Source organism: Pantoea graminicola (genome assembly GCF_048452665.1).
GTDB lineage: Bacteria > Pseudomonadota > Gammaproteobacteria > Enterobacterales > Enterobacteriaceae > Pantoea.
The window spans coordinates 19,697-36,524 of sequence record NZ_JBLWSJ010000003.1; the positions used below are offsets into that span (position 1 = coordinate 19,697).

The 16,828-nt window shown below is 58.3% G+C and carries 15 protein-coding genes; 10 read left to right on the forward strand and 5 right to left on the reverse strand.

The window, feature by feature from the left end; genetic code table 11:
- Positions 1-26: 26 nt before the first annotated feature.
- From cheR to flhE, 7 genes are all read left to right on the forward strand, one after another.
- Positions 27-899, forward strand: a complete 873-nt coding sequence (cheR, locus tag ACNY69_RS07700) for a protein-glutamate O-methyltransferase CheR (protein WP_111142288.1) — start codon at positions 27-29, stop codon at positions 897-899.
- Positions 899-1,948: a protein-glutamate methylesterase/protein-glutamine glutaminase gene (locus ACNY69_RS07705; protein WP_293772093.1), complete on the forward strand. Its 1,050-nt coding sequence runs from the start codon at positions 899-901 to the stop codon at positions 1,946-1,948. Before cheR ends, ACNY69_RS07705 begins: the two co-directional genes overlap by 1 nt.
- 39 nt (positions 1,949-1,987) lie before the next feature.
- Positions 1,988-2,377 carry a chemotaxis response regulator CheY gene (gene cheY / locus ACNY69_RS07710; RefSeq protein WP_010258559.1) on the forward strand — a complete coding sequence of 130 codons (390 nt, stop codon included), beginning with the start codon at positions 1,988-1,990 and terminating at the stop codon, positions 2,375-2,377.
- Between the two features lie 9 nt (positions 2,378-2,386).
- Positions 2,387-3,028, forward strand: coding sequence for a protein phosphatase CheZ (cheZ, locus tag ACNY69_RS07715; protein WP_111139804.1), 642 nt, complete (start codon positions 2,387-2,389; stop codon positions 3,026-3,028).
- 193 nt (positions 3,029-3,221) lie between these two features.
- Positions 3,222-4,373: a flagellar biosynthesis protein FlhB gene (gene flhB / locus ACNY69_RS07720; RefSeq protein ID WP_111139803.1), complete on the forward strand. Its 1,152-nt coding sequence runs from the start codon at positions 3,222-3,224 to the stop codon at positions 4,371-4,373.
- Positions 4,366-6,459, forward strand: a complete 2,094-nt coding sequence (gene flhA, locus ACNY69_RS07725; RefSeq protein WP_111139802.1) for a flagellar biosynthesis protein FlhA — start codon at positions 4,366-4,368, stop codon at positions 6,457-6,459. The genes flhB and flhA overlap by 8 nt, the downstream gene beginning before the upstream one ends.
- Positions 6,459-6,851, forward strand: a complete 393-nt coding sequence (flhE, locus tag ACNY69_RS07730; RefSeq protein WP_111139801.1) for a flagellar protein FlhE — start codon at positions 6,459-6,461, stop codon at positions 6,849-6,851. Before flhA ends, flhE begins: the two co-directional genes overlap by 1 nt.
- A gap of 494 nt (positions 6,852-7,345) precedes the next feature.
- Here the strand turns inward: flhE and ACNY69_RS07735 are convergent, their stop codons facing one another.
- From ACNY69_RS07735 to argS, 3 genes are all read right to left on the reverse strand, one after another.
- Complete coding sequence (locus tag ACNY69_RS07735; protein ID WP_418797811.1) at positions 7,346-8,344, reverse strand: aldo/keto reductase; 999 nt, start codon at positions 8,342-8,344, stop codon at positions 7,346-7,348.
- Positions 8,345-8,494: 150 nt separating this feature from the next.
- Entirely contained in the window at positions 8,495-9,397 is a 903-nt protein-coding gene (locus tag ACNY69_RS07740) for a LysR family transcriptional regulator (protein WP_111139799.1), read from the reverse strand.
- A gap of 81 nt (positions 9,398-9,478) precedes the next feature.
- Positions 9,479-11,209, reverse strand: coding sequence for an arginine--tRNA ligase (gene argS, locus ACNY69_RS07745; RefSeq protein WP_111139798.1), 1,731 nt, complete (start codon positions 11,207-11,209; stop codon positions 9,479-9,481).
- Between the two features lie 647 nt (positions 11,210-11,856).
- On the opposite strand from argS, the gene ACNY69_RS07750 reads away from it, so the two are divergent.
- The gene (locus tag ACNY69_RS07750) at positions 11,857-12,417 is read left to right on the forward strand and encodes a VOC family protein (protein ID WP_111139797.1); all 561 of its coding nucleotides are present in this window, start codon (positions 11,857-11,859) and stop codon (positions 12,415-12,417) included.
- On the opposite strand, the gene ACNY69_RS07755 is transcribed toward ACNY69_RS07750, so the two are convergent.
- The gene (locus ACNY69_RS07755) at positions 12,414-13,559 is read right to left on the reverse strand and encodes a MalY/PatB family protein (RefSeq protein ID WP_418797814.1); all 1,146 of its coding nucleotides are present in this window, start codon (positions 13,557-13,559) and stop codon (positions 12,414-12,416) included. The genes ACNY69_RS07750 and ACNY69_RS07755 overlap by 4 nt on opposite strands.
- A gap of 85 nt (positions 13,560-13,644) precedes the next feature.
- On the opposite strand from ACNY69_RS07755, the gene cutC reads away from it, so the two are divergent.
- Together cutC and ACNY69_RS07765 are read left to right on the forward strand one after the other, a co-directional pair.
- A complete protein-coding gene (gene cutC / locus ACNY69_RS07760) occupies positions 13,645-14,397 on the forward strand; it encodes a copper homeostasis protein CutC (protein ID WP_418797816.1) in 753 nt (250 codons plus the stop codon).
- Positions 14,398-14,727: 330 nt separating this feature from the next.
- Positions 14,728-15,591, forward strand: coding sequence for a hypothetical protein (locus ACNY69_RS07765; RefSeq protein WP_111139793.1), 864 nt, complete (start codon positions 14,728-14,730; stop codon positions 15,589-15,591).
- Between the two features lie 30 nt (positions 15,592-15,621).
- Here the strand turns inward: ACNY69_RS07765 and ACNY69_RS07770 are convergent, their stop codons facing one another.
- Positions 15,622-16,719, reverse strand: a complete 1,098-nt coding sequence (locus ACNY69_RS07770; protein ID WP_111139792.1) for a glycerol dehydrogenase — start codon at positions 16,717-16,719, stop codon at positions 15,622-15,624.
- Between the last annotated feature and the right edge of the window lie 109 nt (positions 16,720-16,828).

The window sequence follows — 16,828 nt, forward strand, 5'->3', positions numbered from 1 at the left end:
CTATTCAGTTCGGGCCAGGTGCAATGATGAAGAAATCGACAGTATTAGATCAAAACGAGACGACAACGCTGCTGTCGCAGATGGTGCAGCGTTTACCGCTCTCCGATACGCATTTTCGCCGTATCAGCCAGCTGATCTATCAGCGTGCCGGTATCGTACTGGCCGACCACAAACGTGAGATGGTGTACAACCGCCTGGTTCGTCGTCTGCGCACGCTGAATATTGACGATTTTGGTCGTTACCTGGCGCTGCTGGAGTCCGACCCCAACAGCGCCGAGTGGCAGGCCTTTATTAACGCCCTGACCACGAACCTGACCGCGTTCTTTCGCGAAGCGCATCACTTTCCGATTCTGGCGGAGCACGCGCGCAAGCGTCACGGCAACTACAGCGTCTGGAGCACGGCTGCGTCAACTGGTGAGGAGCCGTACTCCATCGCCATGACCCTGGCGGAAACGCTGGGCACCGGGCCAGGTAAGTTTCAGGTTCATGCCAGCGATATCGACACCCAGGTGCTGGAAAAAGCGGTAGCGGGTGTCTATCGCCAGGAGGAGCTGCGCACGCTGTCACCGGCTCAGATGCAGCGCTTCTTCCTGCGCGGCACCGGTCCCCATGCGGGGATGGTGCGGGCGCGACCCGAGCTGACCAATATGGTCACCTATGCGCAGCTTAACCTGCTGGCAAATGAGTGGTCGCTGCCGGGACCGTTTGACGCCATTTTCTGTCGCAATGTGATGATCTATTTCGATAAAGAGACGCAGGAGAAGATTCTGCGTCGGTTTGTCCCGCTGCTGAAGCCCGGCGGCATCCTGTTTGCCGGTCACTCTGAAAACTTCAGCCAGATCAGTAAAGAGTTCTGGCTGCGTGGACAAACCGTCTATGGACTGACGAAGGAAAGATGATGAGCAAAATCACCGTGATGTGCGTGGATGACTCTGCGCTGATGCGGCAGTTGATGACAGAAATCATCAACAGCCATCCGGATATGGAGATGGTCGCTACGGCGCCCGATCCGCTGGTCGCCCGCGATCTGATTAAGCAGTTTAATCCGCAGGTGCTGACACTGGATGTGGAAATGCCGCGCATGGATGGCCTCGATTTCCTGGAAAAACTGATGCGGTTACGGCCGATGCCCGTGGTGATGGTCTCATCGCTGACCGGCAAAGGCTCTGAAATCACCCTGCGGGCACTGGAGCTGGGCGCGGTCGATTTCGTTACCAAGCCGCAGCTCGGGATCCGTGAAGGGATGCTGGCTTACAGCCAGATGATTGGCGACAAAATCCGTGCGGCTGCCCGTGCCCGCGTGCATAACCGTGCCGCGATGCCGGTGCCCGCCTCGCTGAAAGCGGGGCCGTTGCTGAGTAGTGAGAAGCTGATTGCGATTGGCTCCTCCACCGGTGGCACCGAGGCGATACGCCATGTGCTGCAGCCGCTACCGGCGACCAGCCCGGCGTTATTGATCACGCAGCATATGCCGCCAGGCTTTACCCGCTCTTTTGCCGAGCGTCTGAACAAGCTCTGCCAGATCACGGTAAAAGAGGCGGAAGATGGTGAGCGTATTCTGCCGGGCCACGCCTATATCGCACCGGGCGCGATGCACATGGAGCTGGCCCGCAGCGGCGCCAACTATGTGGTGAAGCTGAATGAAGGGCCACCGGTTAACCGGCACAAACCTTCCGTGGATGTGCTGTTTAAATCGGTGGCAATCAACGCAGGCCGGAATGCGGTGGGGGTGATCCTCACCGGCATGGGCAACGACGGGGCCGCCGGAATGCTGGAGATGCACCGGGCGGGTGCCTGGACCATTGCCCAGAATGAAGCCAGTTGTGTGGTATTTGGCATGCCGCGTGAGGCGATTGCCACAGGCGGCGTGAGCGAAGTCGTGGATTTAAGCAACATCAGCCAGCATATGCTGGCGAAAATTAGCGCCGGACAGGCATTGCGTATTTAACAGGCCCGTCCTGCCGGGCGAGACAACTCAGGAGTAGATATGGCTGATAAAAACATGCGCTTTTTGGTAGTAGACGACTTCAATACGATGCGTCGTATTGTACGTAACCTGCTGAAAGAGCTGGGCTTCAATAACGTAGAAGAAGCGGAAGATGGTGTGGATGCCCTCGGCAAACTGAAAGCGGGTGGTTTCGACTTCGTGATTTCCGACTGGAACATGCCAAACATGGATGGCCTGCAGCTGCTGCAGACCATTCGTGCCGACGCGGCGATGAGTTCACTGCCGGTGTTGATGGTCACTGCGGAAGCGAAGAAAGAGAACATTATCGCCGCCGCCCAGGCGGGAGCCAGCGGCTATGTCGTGAAGCCATTCACGGCGGCTACCCTGGAAGAGAAGCTGGGTAAAATTTTCGAAAAACTGGGCATGTAAGGAGATGTGATGAGCGACCTTCCGAAACCAACGATGGATGCCTCGGCACACGACATCATTACCCGCATTGGCTCTCTGACGCGTATGCTGCGCGACAGTCTGCGCGAGCTGGGACTGGATAAAGCCATTGCCGATGCGGCTGAAGCCATTCCTGATGCCCGCGATCGTCTGGACTACGTTGTACAGATGACCGCGCAGGCCGCCGATCGTGCGTTGAACTGCGTTGAAGCAGCACAACCTCATCAGGATAAAATGGAAGCCGGGGCAACCCAGCTGAAAAAACGTTGGGATGAGTGGTTCGAGAACCCAATCGAGCTGAGCGATGCGCGTGAGTTGGTGACGGATACGCGCGCATTCCTCACCGATGTTCCCGAGCATACCTCATTTACCAACAAGCAACTGCTTGCCATCATGATGGCGCAGGATTTCCAGGATCTTACCGGCCAGGTTATCAAGCGCATGATGGATGTGATCCAGGAGATCGAGCGCCAGCTGTTGATGGTGCTGCTGGAAAACATGCCAGAAGTCAGCGCCGAGAAGCGTCAGGAGGGCACCAGCCTGCTGAACGGTCCGCAGATCCACGCCGATGCACCAGGCGTGGTCGCGAACCAGGATCAGGTTGATGACCTGCTGGACAGCTTAGGATTCTAATCCTCCGATCGCCCGCCTGCGGGCGGCCGATCGGCCAGCGGTTAAGCAATACAGGGGCACCCCGACGGTGGCCCCGTTCCGCATTGTCAGACTCATCCCCGAAAGAACGCCTGTTTTCCCCATCTTATCCCCGCTTTGACTTAAGCCAGATTTGGCATCCTATGCTCAGAATTCCTGCCAACCGAGGTTTGTCGTGTCTGAAGAAAGTGACGAGGACAAAACAGAATCGCCCACGGCCCACCGACTTGAGAAAGCGCGTGAAGAGGGCCAGATTCCGCGTTCGCGCGAACTGACATCCTTACTGATGCTGCTGGCAGGCATCATGATCCTGTGGATTGGCGGCAACATGATGGCGCACCGGCTGGCGGCGATGGTGGCCACCGGACTGCGCTTTGACCACGGCATGGTCAGGGACGATAAGATTATTGTCGGCCATATCGGCAGCCTGATTACCCAGGCACTGATGGCGCTGCTGCCGCTGATGGGCGGCCTGGTGCTGGTGGCGATCGCGGCCCCCATGCTGCTCGGTGGCATCGTATTCAGCGGAAAATCGATCAAGTTCGACCTGAAAAAACTCAGCCCGATGGCGGGCTTCAAACGCATGTTTGCCGCTCAGGCCTGGACCGAACTGTTTAAAGGCATCCTCAAAACGATCTTAGTCGGTGCCGTGGGCTGGTGGTACATCTGGAGCCACTGGCCCGAGATGCTCCGGCTGATCAGCGAATCACCGGTCACCGCGCTCATTCACGGCATGGAGATGATCGCGGTCTGCTGTTCGCTGGTCATGCTGGGGCTGGTCCCGATGGTGGGGTATGACGTCTTCTGGCAACTCTACAGCCACTTTAAAAAGCTGAAGATGTCGATGCAGGAGATCCGCGACGAGCACAAACAGCAGGAGGGTGACCCGCATGTGAAGGGGCGTATCCGCCAGCAGATGCGTGCCGCCGCCCGCCGCCGCATGATGGCCGATGTGCCTAAAGCCGACGTCATCGTGACGAACCCGACGCACTACTCGGTGGCGCTGCAATATAACGAGAAGAAGATGAGTGCGCCAAAAGTGATTGCCAAAGGCGCGGGTGAAATCGCCCTGAGAATTCGTGAACTGGGTGCCGAACACCGCATCCCGGTTCTGGAAGCACCGCCGCTGGCGCGTGCGTTATACCGTCACACTGAGATTGGTCAGCACATTCCCGGCGCGCTCTATGCGGCCGTGGCCGAAGTGCTGGCGTGGGTCTGGCAGTCGCGTCGCTGGAAGCGCGAAGGCGGCCTGATCCCAGCCAAACCTAAAAACCTGCCGGTGCCGGCAGAGATGGACTTTGCAGGAGAGAGCAAAAACGATGGCTAATAACCTGGCCGCAAAACTACGTTTACCGGGCAACCTGAAAGATATGCAGTGGCAGGTGCTGGCCGGGCCGGTGCTGATCATGATGATCCTGTCGATGATGGTTCTGCCATTGCCGCCGTTCATCCTCGATCTGCTGTTCACCTTTAACATCGCACTGTCGATCATGGTCCTGCTGGTGGCGATGTTCACCCAGCGAACCCTGGAGTTTGCGGCATTCCCGACCATTCTGCTCTTCTCAACCCTGCTGCGCCTGGCACTGAACGTGGCCTCCACCCGTATCATCCTGATGGAAGGGCATACCGGTGCCGCAGCGGCCGGTCAGGTGGTTGAAGCGTTCGGCCACTTTCTGGTAGGCGGTAACTTCGCCATCGGGATCGTGGTGTTTATCATCCTGGTCATCATCAACTTTATGGTCATTACCAAGGGTGCCGGTCGTATCGCCGAAGTGGGCGCACGCTTTGTGCTGGACGGGATGCCCGGTAAGCAGATGGCGATTGACGCCGACCTCAACGCCGGTCTGATCGGTGAGGATGAGGCCAAGCGCCGTCGTGCCGAAGTTACCCAGGAAGCGGACTTCTACGGTTCGATGGATGGTGCCAGTAAGTTCGTTCGCGGTGATGCCATTGCCGGGATCATGATTATGGTGATCAACGTCATCGGCGGCCTGCTGGTGGGCGTGGTTCAGCACGGGATGGATGCGGGACATGCTGCCGAGACCTATACGCTGCTGACCATCGGTGATGGTCTGGTTGCGCAGATCCCGGCGCTGGTTATCTCAACCGCAGCCGGTGTTATCGTGACGCGCGTTGCCACCGATCAGGATGTCGGCGAGCAGATGGTGACGCAGCTGTTCAAAGATCCGCGGGTTCTGATGCTCAGCGCCGGGGTGATTGGCCTGCTGGGTCTGGTGCCTGGTATGCCGAACTTCGTCTTCCTGCTCTTCACTGCCGCCTTACTGGGGCTGGCCTGGTGGCTGCGTGGCCGCGAAATGCAGCCGAAGAAAAAACCGGAAGTGACAGGCGGCATCACCAAAACGCCGGATACCCCCGCCACGACGGAGGCTTCCTGGACCGATGTGCAGCTGGAAGACACGCTGGGCATGGAAGTGGGCTATCGCCTGATTCCGATGGTCGATCATCAGCAAAACGGCGAACTGCTGGGCCGTATCCGCAGTATCCGTAAGAAAGTGGCGCAGGATGTCGGTTTCCTGCCGCCGGTGGTGCATATCCGCGACAATATGGAGCTGCCACCGGCACGCTATCGCATTCTGATGAAAGGCGTGGAGATTGGCAGCGGTGATGCCTATCCCGGGCGCTGGATGGCGATTAACCCCGGTACGGCGGCGGGTTCGCTGCCGGGCGAAGCGACGGTCGATCCCGCCTTTGGGCTGGCGGCGGTCTGGATCGATAGCGCGCTGAAAGAGCAGGCGCAGATTCAGGGCTTTACCGTGGTGGAGGCAAGTACCGTTGTGGCGACCCACCTGAACCATCTGATTGGTCAGTATGCCAGCGAGCTGTTTGGCCGTCAGGAAGCGCAGCAGCTGCTGGATCGGGTGACGCAGGAGATGCCGAAGCTGACCGAAGATCTGGTGCCAGGCGTGATTACGCTGACCACGCTGCATAAGGTGCTGCAGAACCTGCTGGTTGAGCGGGTGTCGATTCGCGATATGCGCACCATTATCGAGACGCTGGCGGAACATGCGCCGGTGCAGAGCGATCCGCAGGAGCTGACCAGCGTGGTTCGTGTGGCGCTGGGCCGCGCGATTACGCAGCAGTGGTTCCCGGGCAACGACGAGGTGCAGGTGATCGGTCTGGATTCCACGCTGGAACGCCTGCTGCTGCAGGCGTTGCAGGGCGGCGGCGGACTGGAGCCGGGCCTGGCCGACCGGCTGTTAAGTCAGGCTCAGGCGGCCCTGCAGCGTCAGGAGATGCTGGGTGCGCCGCCGGTGCTGCTGGTCAATCATCCGCTGCGGGCGCTGCTGGCGCGCTTCCTGCGCCGCAATCTGCCGCAACTGGTGGTGCTCTCTAATCTGGAGCTGAGCGATAACCGCCAGATCCGCATGACGGCAACGATCGGAGGCAAATAATGCGTGGGCTAATCCTGGCGCTGATGCTGCTGCCTCTGGCGGCGCAGGCGGGCGGCGGCGCATGGAACGCCAGTGCCAGCGGCCCGCCGCTGGCGAATCGCGGCAGCTGGCAGCGTTCGCAGCCGCTGGTTCCGCCTGCGGATATCGCGGGTGAGGTCAGCGTCATCAGCTGGCGTTATCAGCTGAGCCGACCGGCCCCCTCGGGACTGGAAGTGCGGCTGTGCGGTGAGCAGCGCTGCACAACGCTGGAGGGCGCCAGCGGCATCACGCGCGGGCTGGCTCACCTGAACGCCAGCGAAACGTTGCACATGGTGTTTGGCTTTGCCGGCAGCGGGGCGCTGCCGCCCGGATTACGGGTGGTCAGCAGCGAAGTGATGGTGAATTACGAGTAAGTGACGCTCTGCTGCCATCACCCTGCGCGAGTCAGCCAATAACGACAGCATTCCTTTTCATAATGGTGCGGGCTGCCACTCCTCAGGATACGCCCGCTTAACGCCCCTGTGCCGCCAGCGTGGCAGCGCGTTTTATGCCACCTGATTCTCTTTCTGCGTCATAAAGGTAGCCGGTTTACGGGTTGCCTGATCCATAGTTTTGCTCTCTTTATTCACTGAGCGGAAAGAGGGGATTTCATGCTGCCCGACCGCACCTGAAGCCGCGCATTACCTGTGCGTTTTATAACAATGTTTATCCAGAAAAGGCCGACGGCCTTGCCTTCGATTCATCTGAAGATCAGCCGCTGTTGCTCATTGACCCGGATCGAAGCGTACCCTTCAGGGGGCGGATTCAGCCTTTAATGTTTCTTAACATCGCCACCGGATCACCCCCTGTATCAGGGTGAAATGAGATCAACGCACCGCAGCACGGTGCGCTAGTGCGCCACAACTCCTCAGGCGTTAACGCCTTTCATGCCTTCTTCAGAGTAACGACCGCCTTTTATCTCCACCTGCTGATGGAGGGTGTTCAGCAACCGGATATCGTCCGCGTCCAGTATCAGATCGGCGGCTTTCGCATTCTCGGTCAGATAGGTCAGCTGTTTGGTGCCCGGAATCGGCACAATCTTTTCATACTGAGCCAGCAGCCAGGCGAGCGCGATCTGCCCGGTGGTCGCGTGATATTTTTCTGCCAGCGGCGTCATCACATTCAGCAGTCGCAGATTGTGGTCGAGATTTTCCTGGCGGAAGCGGTCATTGTTTTTGCGGAAATCGCCTTCGGCAAAATCGCTGTTCCTGCGGTATTTCCCGGTCAGAAAGCCCCGGCCCAGCGGTGAGTAGGGCACCAGGCCGATACCGAGTTGCTTCACCATTGGCAGGATCTGCTCTTCAATGTCACGCGTCCAGAGTGAATACTCCGTCTGCAGAGCGGTCAGCGGATGGACAGCATGGGCCCGCGCAAGCGTCGATGCGGCGGCTTCACATAACCCGATGCGGGCGATTTTTCCCGCCTGCACCAGACGGCTGAGGCACTGCATGCTCTCCTCAATCGGCGTCACCGGGCTGATGCGATGCAGATAGAAGAGATCGATACGTTCGACACCCAGCCGTTTCAGGGAGGCCTCGCAGCAGCGGGTAATGTAGTCGGGCTGATTATTGATGGTACGGGCATACGCCTCTTCAGCCGGGCGCTCAATACCGCATTTGGTGGCAACGCTGACGTTCAGCCGATCGGCCGGCCTCAGCCCGGACAGAAACTGCCCGATCAGCTGCTCATTGTGAGCGCGACCATAGAGATCGGCGCTGTCGATAAAGGTGATGCCCAGGTCGTGCAGCGTGTTCAGCAGTTGCAGTGACTGACGGTCATCGGTCTGACCATAAAATTCGCTGAGCCCCATCGCGCCATAGCCGATTGCGCTGACTTCCAGATCCTGACCTAAGGTTCGCTTTTCCATTGTCTCTCCTCGTGAGTGAGCGGCGATTGTTCCACTCCCGCCGGTGACACTGAATTGCTCTTTGCGTTATGCAAAAAAGGTATCACCACGCAGGGCGGTAGCGAAAAGGGCAGCGACGGATTCTCTGCGCCACGCTAAGCGGCTGGGTGATCAGGGAGAGAGGTGGTGCAGGGCAGTGAGAACCGCCTCGCGCTTTTCATCAGCACGAATGGCGGCGTACACATCAATCGCCAGCGGCCCGCTGGCATCGGCGGTAAGCGGACGGTAGCAGAGTCCTGCCTGTTCAAAGGTACATTTCGACTGCGGCAGCAGGGCAAAGCCTTTGCCGCGGGCAATGTGCGACAGCATCAGCAGAGCGTCATCCGGCTCCCTGACGCGCCTGAGGGCAAAGTTCAGCGTGGAAAAGTAGCGCTCACATTTATCATAAAACAGCGGGTTGGCACTGCGCGTAAACCAGAACAGCGGCAGGTCAGCCAGCATCGCCAGCGAAACCTGCGCTTCCCGGCTGGCCGCGTGCGCGGCGGGTATCGCCGCCAGCAGTGGCTCGCGGCAGAGCCATACGTATCGCAGGCTCTCCGATCCTTTTTCGCCGGTAATGACCAGATCCAGGTTGTTTCGGATCAGGCTCTGCAACAGCTGGAGAGAGGTCTGGCTGGGCATCTCTATCTCATCGCGGGCGTGCAGCTCCGCAAGCTGCCGGCTGAGGGGCGCAATCCGTTCAATGTTCAGTGTCCGGGTCAGGCCGATGCGCACACGGGAAGGCGCGGGCTGTGCCTCCTGCTTCAGCGCGCTCAGCGCACTCAGGATCGCTTCCGCTTTCCCCACCAGAGCCTGGCCCGCATGGGTCAGCGTCACAGCATGCGTATTGCGATCGAACAGCGCCTGCCCCAGCAGACCTTCCAGACTCTGAATCTGTCGGGTCAGCGGCGGCTGCGTCATGCTGAGCCGTTCTGCAGCCCGGCGAAAGTTAAGCTCGTGCGCGACGGCCAGGAAACACTGCAGCTGCTTAATCGAGGGAAGGTGACTGCTGATAAGGTGCGTGGCTACAGACATCAGGTCATCCTGCGGCTGAGAAGGAGGCGATAAAAAGGGCAGGATCAAAAACGGAGAGGGGAGTCCTCTCCGTTTCCAGGATTACATGCGCTCGACGGTATCGATGCCCAGCGTATCCAGACCCTGCTTCAGCGTTTTCGCAGTCAGCGCGGCCAGTTGCAGTCGGCTCAGACGGATGGCCTCTGATTCGGCACTGAGGATCGGGCAGTGCTCATAGAAGCCCGAGAACAGCCCGGCCAGATCGTAAAGGTAGGCACACATGACGTGCGGCGTCCCGTCACGCGCCACCTGCATGATGATCTCTTCAAACTGAAGCAGACGTGTAGCGAGCTGCGCTTCGCGCTCTTCGCTAATTACGATCTCCGCATCCAGCGATCCGGCGTCGATGCCCGCCTTGCGGAACACGGAGAGCACGCGGGTGTAGGCGTACTGCATGTAAGGCGCCGTGTTGCCTTCGAAGGCCAGCATATTGTCCCAGTCGAAGATGTAGTCAGTCGTGCGGCTCTTGGAGAGGTCGGCATATTTCACCGCACTGATCCCCACCACTTCGGCCAGCGCTTTCACTTCCTCTTCGCTCATCTCCGGGTTCTTCTCACGCACCAGCGTGTAAGCACGCTGCCAGGCTTCATCCAGCAGATCGGCGAGCTTGATGGTACCGCCGCTGCGGGTCTTGAACGGACGGCCATCTTTGCCCAGCATCATGCCAAACGCGTGGTGCTCCAGCGGCACCGATTCCGGCACGTAGCCCGCTTTACGGACGATAGTCCAGGCCTGCACCAGATGCTGGTGCTGACGGGAGTCGATGTAGTAGAGCACGCGGTCGGCTTTCAGGGTTTCATAGCGGTATTTCGCACAGGCGATGTCCGTGGTGGTGTAGAGATAGCCACCATCCTTTTTCTGGATGATGACGCCCATCGGCTCACCTTCTTTGTTCAGGAACTCATCCAGGAACACCACCGTCGCGCCTTCACTCTCGACCGCCAGGCCTTTCTGCTTCAGATCGGCGACGATGCCGGGCAGCATATCGTTGTAAAGGCTTTCACCCATCACATCGTTGCGCGTCAGCGTGACGTTCATTCGATCGTAGATTTTCTGGTTCTGACTCATGGTGATGTCAACCAGCTTCTTCCACATCTGACGGCAATATTCATCGCCGCCCTGCAGTTTCACCACGTAACCGCGCGCGCGCTCGGCAAATTCAGGATCTTCGTCATAGGTGCGTTTGGCTTCACGGTAGAAGCCTTCGAGATCGGCGAGCGCCATCTCGGCGTGATCTTCATTCTGCTGCTTTTCCAGGAACGCAATCAGCATACCGAACTGCGTACCCCAGTCGCCGACGTGGTTGGCGCGGATTACATTGTGACCCAGAAACTCCAGCGTACGTACCGCCGCATCACCGATGATGGTGGAGCGGACGTGGCCGACGTGCATCTCTTTCGCCACGTTAGGCGCAGAGTAATCCACCACAATGGTCTGGGGTTCAGCCAGCTGCACGCCCAGACGCGGCAGCGTCAGCGCTTCGCGGGCATGTTTTGCCAGCCAGGCGTGGTCAAGAAAGATATTGATGAAGCCCGGGCCGGCGATTTCAACTTTACTGGCGATACCGGTCAGATCGAGGTGCTGGATCACCGCTTCCGCTAACTGTCGCGGAGCCTGTCCCAGCTTTTTCGCCACGGCCATGATGCCGTTAGCCTGATAGTCTCCAAACTGAACCCGTGCGGACTGACGAACCTGAGGTTCGCAATCGGCGGGCGCACCGGCTAAAACCATTGCCTGACTGACTTTTTCGGAAAGAAGTGCCTGAATATTCACCGCGTTACCTTCATGTGCTGAACAACGCCCTGCCTGCGAAGCCGGGCTGTCATCATCCTGCCTGAACAGACCGCGTCACCGGAACAGCGAAACGGACAGGTCAGACAAAACGGAAAAAAATGAGGGGAAAAGTATACGTGAAATGTCAGTGGGCGTCAGTAGTTGGATGAAGTGGGGAAACAGAGCTGAATAAGATGTTTCCCGGAGGCATTAACGGCGTCGTAAGTGACGGCGAGGATTCTTTACGCTTTTATCTTCACGCACCTTCCAATGGCGGGAAATTGCAAATCCCATCAGTGCGATAAGGACAGCGACAACGATGAGCATAGACATAGAGCCATTCCTTTTAGTTGTGTTAGGTCAAATTTATAGGAAGGCAGGGAGGGCTGCAATTGTTTCGTCTTCAAATAAGAGTTATCTTATTGTATCAAAGAAGTCTATATAAATCATTTGCTTATGATGCATTCATCAAGCAATTCATGGTCCTAAACAGAAGATAAATCCGAAATGAAAGATGTTATTATAAGGTTTTGCGTTAAATTTCCGGGCAAATAAGATGAATCTTATCATTATGTAGCGCCAGGCAGGCGGCGCACAATAAACCAGACTGATTATAAATGCTAAACAAATTATGAGGAATCAGGATAGTGGAAAGATCTTTTCCGGCAGAATTGGATGATTTAAAGACAGATTTAGCGCGTTTTGAAGAATCGTTGCTGAATTTTGCGCAGCGACTGGGTGTACGCCTTAACGATCTGGAAATTGACCATATTGCCGTGCGTTGTCATCAGGAGACGACCGCGATGCGCTGGCAGCAAGGCTTGCAGCAGATGGGGCATCAATTTTCGGCCGCCACGATCAACGGACGGCAGATTTGCCTGTTTAAGCTACATGATCCACTGCGGGTGGCCGATCGGGCGATCGATGTGGTAGAGCTGCCCTGGCCGGGTGAAAAACGGTATCGTCACGAGGGCTGGGAGCATATCGAGGTAGTGCTGCGCGGCGATCATCAGACGCTGGGGGTACGCGCCATGGCGTTGCTCTCCGACGAGGCCCTGACGCAGCCGGGTATCTCCTTTAAAACCAGCTCGCCACAGGGCGAAAATGAACGCCTGCCCAATCCGACCCTGGCGGTGACGGACGGGCAGACGACCATTAAGTTTCACCCGTGGCGGCTGGAAGAGATTGTCGCCAGCGAACAGGCCTAAATGCGGGCGGCCAGCGCGCGCTTCAGGCGCGCAACGGCCTCATCCAGCAGCGCACGGGTACAGCCGAAATTGAGCCGCACAAACTGATCGTTGCCAAACTCGCGTCCGGCCGTCAGGCCGAGTCCATATTTTTCAAAATAGAGTGCCGGACTGGCAACGTTCAGCGCGCTGGCGTCGATCCAGGCGAGATAGGTCGCCTCCGGTGAGGCGACGCTCAGGCCGTTCATCTTGTTGACCTGGGAAACCAGCCAGTCGCGGTTGCTGCGCAGATAGGCAATCTGGGCCTTAAGCCAGGGTTCCCCCTCGCGCCAGGCGGCCGCCGCGGCCGTGATCGCCAGAATATCCACCTCCGGCACAATGCCGCGCCGCAGCCGGTTAAAGCGGGCACGCAGCTCTGCGCTGGGGATAATGGCGATGGAGGCACCCAGCCCGGCGATATTAAAGGTCTTTGAAGGGGACATCAGCGTGACGCTGCGCTGCGCCGCATCCTCACTCAGTGAAGCAAACGGAATATGCTGAACGCTTGGCTCCAGCAGCAGATCGCTGTGTATCTCATCGGAACAGACGATCAGATCGTGCTTCTGCGCAAATTTCAGCTGGGCTTCCAGCTCCTCGCGACGATAGACGGTGCCGCCCGGATTCTGCGGGTTACAGAGCATTAACAGCCGCTCTTTTCCGGTCAGTGCATCTTCCGCGCTCGCCATATCAGGCAACCAGCGGCCCTGCTGCAGCGTCAGAGGCAGGTTGAGCTGACCCCGCTCGGCCAGTCTGGCGGCACCGCGAAACGGTGGATAGATAGGCGTGGGCGCAATGGTCAGCTCATCAGGGGCGGTAAACGCCCGCACGGCCAGGTTAAGCCCGCTGACGACGCCCGGCAGAACCACGATCCACTCGGGATTAACGTGCCACTGATAGCGCGAGGCGAGCCACGACACTGCGCTGTCGATAAAAGCCACTGGCGTATCGCCATAGCCAAAAATCCCATGCTCAGCGCGGGTTTTAATCGCCTCGATCACACAGTCAGGCGATCGGAAATCCGTATCGGCCACCCACAGCGGCAGAATGTCCTGGTCCGCATATTTGTTCCATTTCAGGCTATCGCTGTGACGACGGTCTATCCGTTGGTCGAAATTGAATGCCATAGTTAACTTTCCCGGTAAACTCATTCCAGCAGCCAGACTAACTGATGAATCTGCCTTGAACCAGAGTCATGTACAGGAGAAAAGAATGACCACACTGGAAATTTGCTGCTATGGCGTGGATTGCGCCGTGACCGCACAGCAGGCGGGCGCCGATCGGGTTGAACTCTGTGCCGCTCCCCGTGAAGGCGGACTGACCCCCTCGATAGGGGCACTGCAGGCTGCCCGTCGTGACGTTTCGATTCCGGTTCATCCGATTGTCCGGCCCCGTGGTGGCGATTTCTGTTATACCTCCCGGGAGTTTGAGGCGATGAAATCCGATGTAGCGCTGATCCGCGAACTCGGTTTTCCCGGTCTGGTTATCGGGATGCTGGATGAGGATGCCCACGTTCATCTGGGGCAGATGCGGCAGATTATGGCGCTGTGTGATGGCCTGGCGGTGACCTTTCATCGTGCCTTTGATCTCTGTCACAGCCCCAGGCGCGCCCTGGATATGCTCACGGATTTAGGGGTAGCGCGTATTCTGACATCGGGTCAGCAGCAGAGTGCGGAAAACGGAATTGCATTACTCAGGGAACTAAATGAGAGCAGCACCGGTCCTATTATTATGGCGGGTGCGGGCGTACGCCTCAGCAACCTGCAAAAGTTTCTCGACATGGGGATAAATGAAGTGCATAGCTCGGCCAGTCACCTGATGGTGTCGCCGATGCGCTACCGCAAAGCGGGCGTCTCCATGTGTTCTGAAGCCGAAACCGATGAGTTCAGTCGCTACTGTGTTGATGGCGACGTGGTCGAGGCGATGAAAAGCGTGATGCAGATGAGCACCGTTCGGGTCGCCTGAACCACAACAGATTTTGCCGCGCAGCACGCCGATCATTGACGTGATGTTTGCAAGTACCAAACCCCAGTACGCTTGCTGGGGTTCTTTTTGTGCAACGTTTGCTGCGGACACTGATTCTCGTTCCCACGTTCCTGTGGCCGGGCGATTCTTATCCGTTTACTTCCCGTTCCGGCCTGGAGAGATTTAAGGCCACCCGGCATGTTCAGACTATTGGCTATCAGACTGTGCGTCTGTCCGCTACGCGGTGTCGCGGGCTGGAATCTGCCGGGAGGGCGGCGGCCCGCCGCCGCAGCGTTTACACTCAAAGCATCATCGCCTGGAGCTTACCCTATGAAACGGAATCTGATGGCTCTTCTGATCCTGACGCTGACGGCCTCCTGCAGCAGCCATGCTGCGACCAGCGGATGCCTCCCGAACCGGGCGGCCGTGGCTAACAGCAATCAGCTGATTCTGCTGGGCGGCAACGCCAGAGGGGCAGTGAAGCAGGTGGTGGCCGGGGAGTTTGGTAAGGATGTGAACTCGCAGAAGCGGGTGCTGGGACAATTTGATGCCTGCGGCGAACTGACGGTGGCCGACGTCAGCTATGACAAAAGCGAACGCAATGTGACCCTCAGCATGGAGCAGCACATCGCCCGGGTACAGGGCGGCTGGGTCGCCGACTATGCCTGGCTGGTTAAAGTGCTGAAAGCGGGAAAAGAGGAGGTGGTCGAAAACCGGCAGGGGACAATCAACTGGCAGAAGGGCGAGCACGGCAATATCACCAGCGCCTCTGACCGCTTTACCTCGATGGGCAAAAGCGGCTTTACCGACACCACCTATCACTACGATCGCCAGCTCCGGCTGGAAAAGAGCGTGGCACGCGGCAGCGATCCGCTGAGCAACGGTGAATTTTACTATCACTGGAATCCGCAGGGGCTGGTGACGCATACTACCTCTGCCCGCGGCAGCGACAGATACAGCTATGATGCGCAATGGCGTGAACAACGACTCGACACGCAGGAGACGACCCCACTCAGCACTATCCGCTCAGTCGATGAGTGTCAGTCCTGGGATGAGGTCGGTAACTGCACCCTGAGTTACCAGCATGAGACAGAAGTCTTCACGCGTGGCACCCTGGAACGTCATCTCAGCTCCGCCTACAAATATGAGTACTGGGACTCGCCGTCTGCGGCGGAATCTGCGGCGAAAGAGTAACAGGCGATCCGGCGATCGCCTGCTGAAGGACTATTTCACCGTGCGGCTGAAGGCATCCAGCGCCAGCAGCGCGTTGGCAATATCCTCCGGCGCAAGATGAGGATTAAGGTTTTTCAGCGTATCGCCGTCGCTGTTTGCCAGGGCACCGATCTTCACCAGATTCTCCCAGCTTTCATTCTCCAGATGCATCTCCCTGAGCGTCGTCGGCATGTTGATTGCGCGATAGAAGCGAATATAGCGGGCAATCTCTTCATCCGGGCGCTGCTCCAGCACCATCTGCGTCAGCGTGCCATAGGCCACTTTTTCGCCGTGGGTCAGATGGTGGATCTCACCCTCAATCGCGGTAAACCCATTGTGGATCGCGTGCGCCCCAGCCAGTCCCCCGTTTTCAAAACCCAGCCCCGAGAGCAGCGTGTTCGCCTCGACCACCGCCTCCACGGCGGGCGTGACCCGCTTTTCCGTCACGGCGATATAGGCGCTGTAACCCCATTTGAGCAGCGTCTCTTCACAGGTGCGGGCAATCGCCAGTCCGGCCAGGGTCGGATCCCCATTGACCATCGATTTGGCATGGGAACGCGCCACCGCCTGCGCTTCAACCCAGGTAGCCAGACCGTCGGCAATGCCCGAGGCGAAGAGACGTGCCGGGGCGCTGGCGCAGACGGCCGTATCGACCAGCACCAGGTCAGGGTTTTTGCTGTAAAAGCGATAGCTCTCGAAAACCCCGCTGTCGGAATAGATCACCGACAGGGCGCTGCAGGGCGCATCGGTGGAGGCGATCGTCGGCACGATCGCCACCGGCTGTTTCAGCTCATCCGCTATCGCCTTCACGGTATCCAGCGTTTTACCGCCGCCCAGCCCGACCACCACGTTACAGCCCTGATCCTGCGCCAGCTTACTGAGGCGGGTGATTTCGTTACTGGAGGCCTCGCCGTTAAATTGCTGCCAGCTGAAGCGGATACCGGCCGACTGCAGCGTCCGCTGCGTGCGTTCACCAATCAGTTTCCAGACGACATCGTCCGCCACCAGAAACGCCTGATCGCCCAGCTCTGCCAGCCAGGTTCCCAGTTCATCCAGTACGCCGGCGCCCTGCACATATTTTCGGGGTGACGAAAAAATAAATTTGCTCATAACCACAACTCCGTGACAGGAATGAATTAACCTGATCCAGCCTGGCACATTCTGGCTGTCCTGGCACCCGGCTGCCCGCGCCGTTACCTGGCGTGAAAAAACGTAGGGA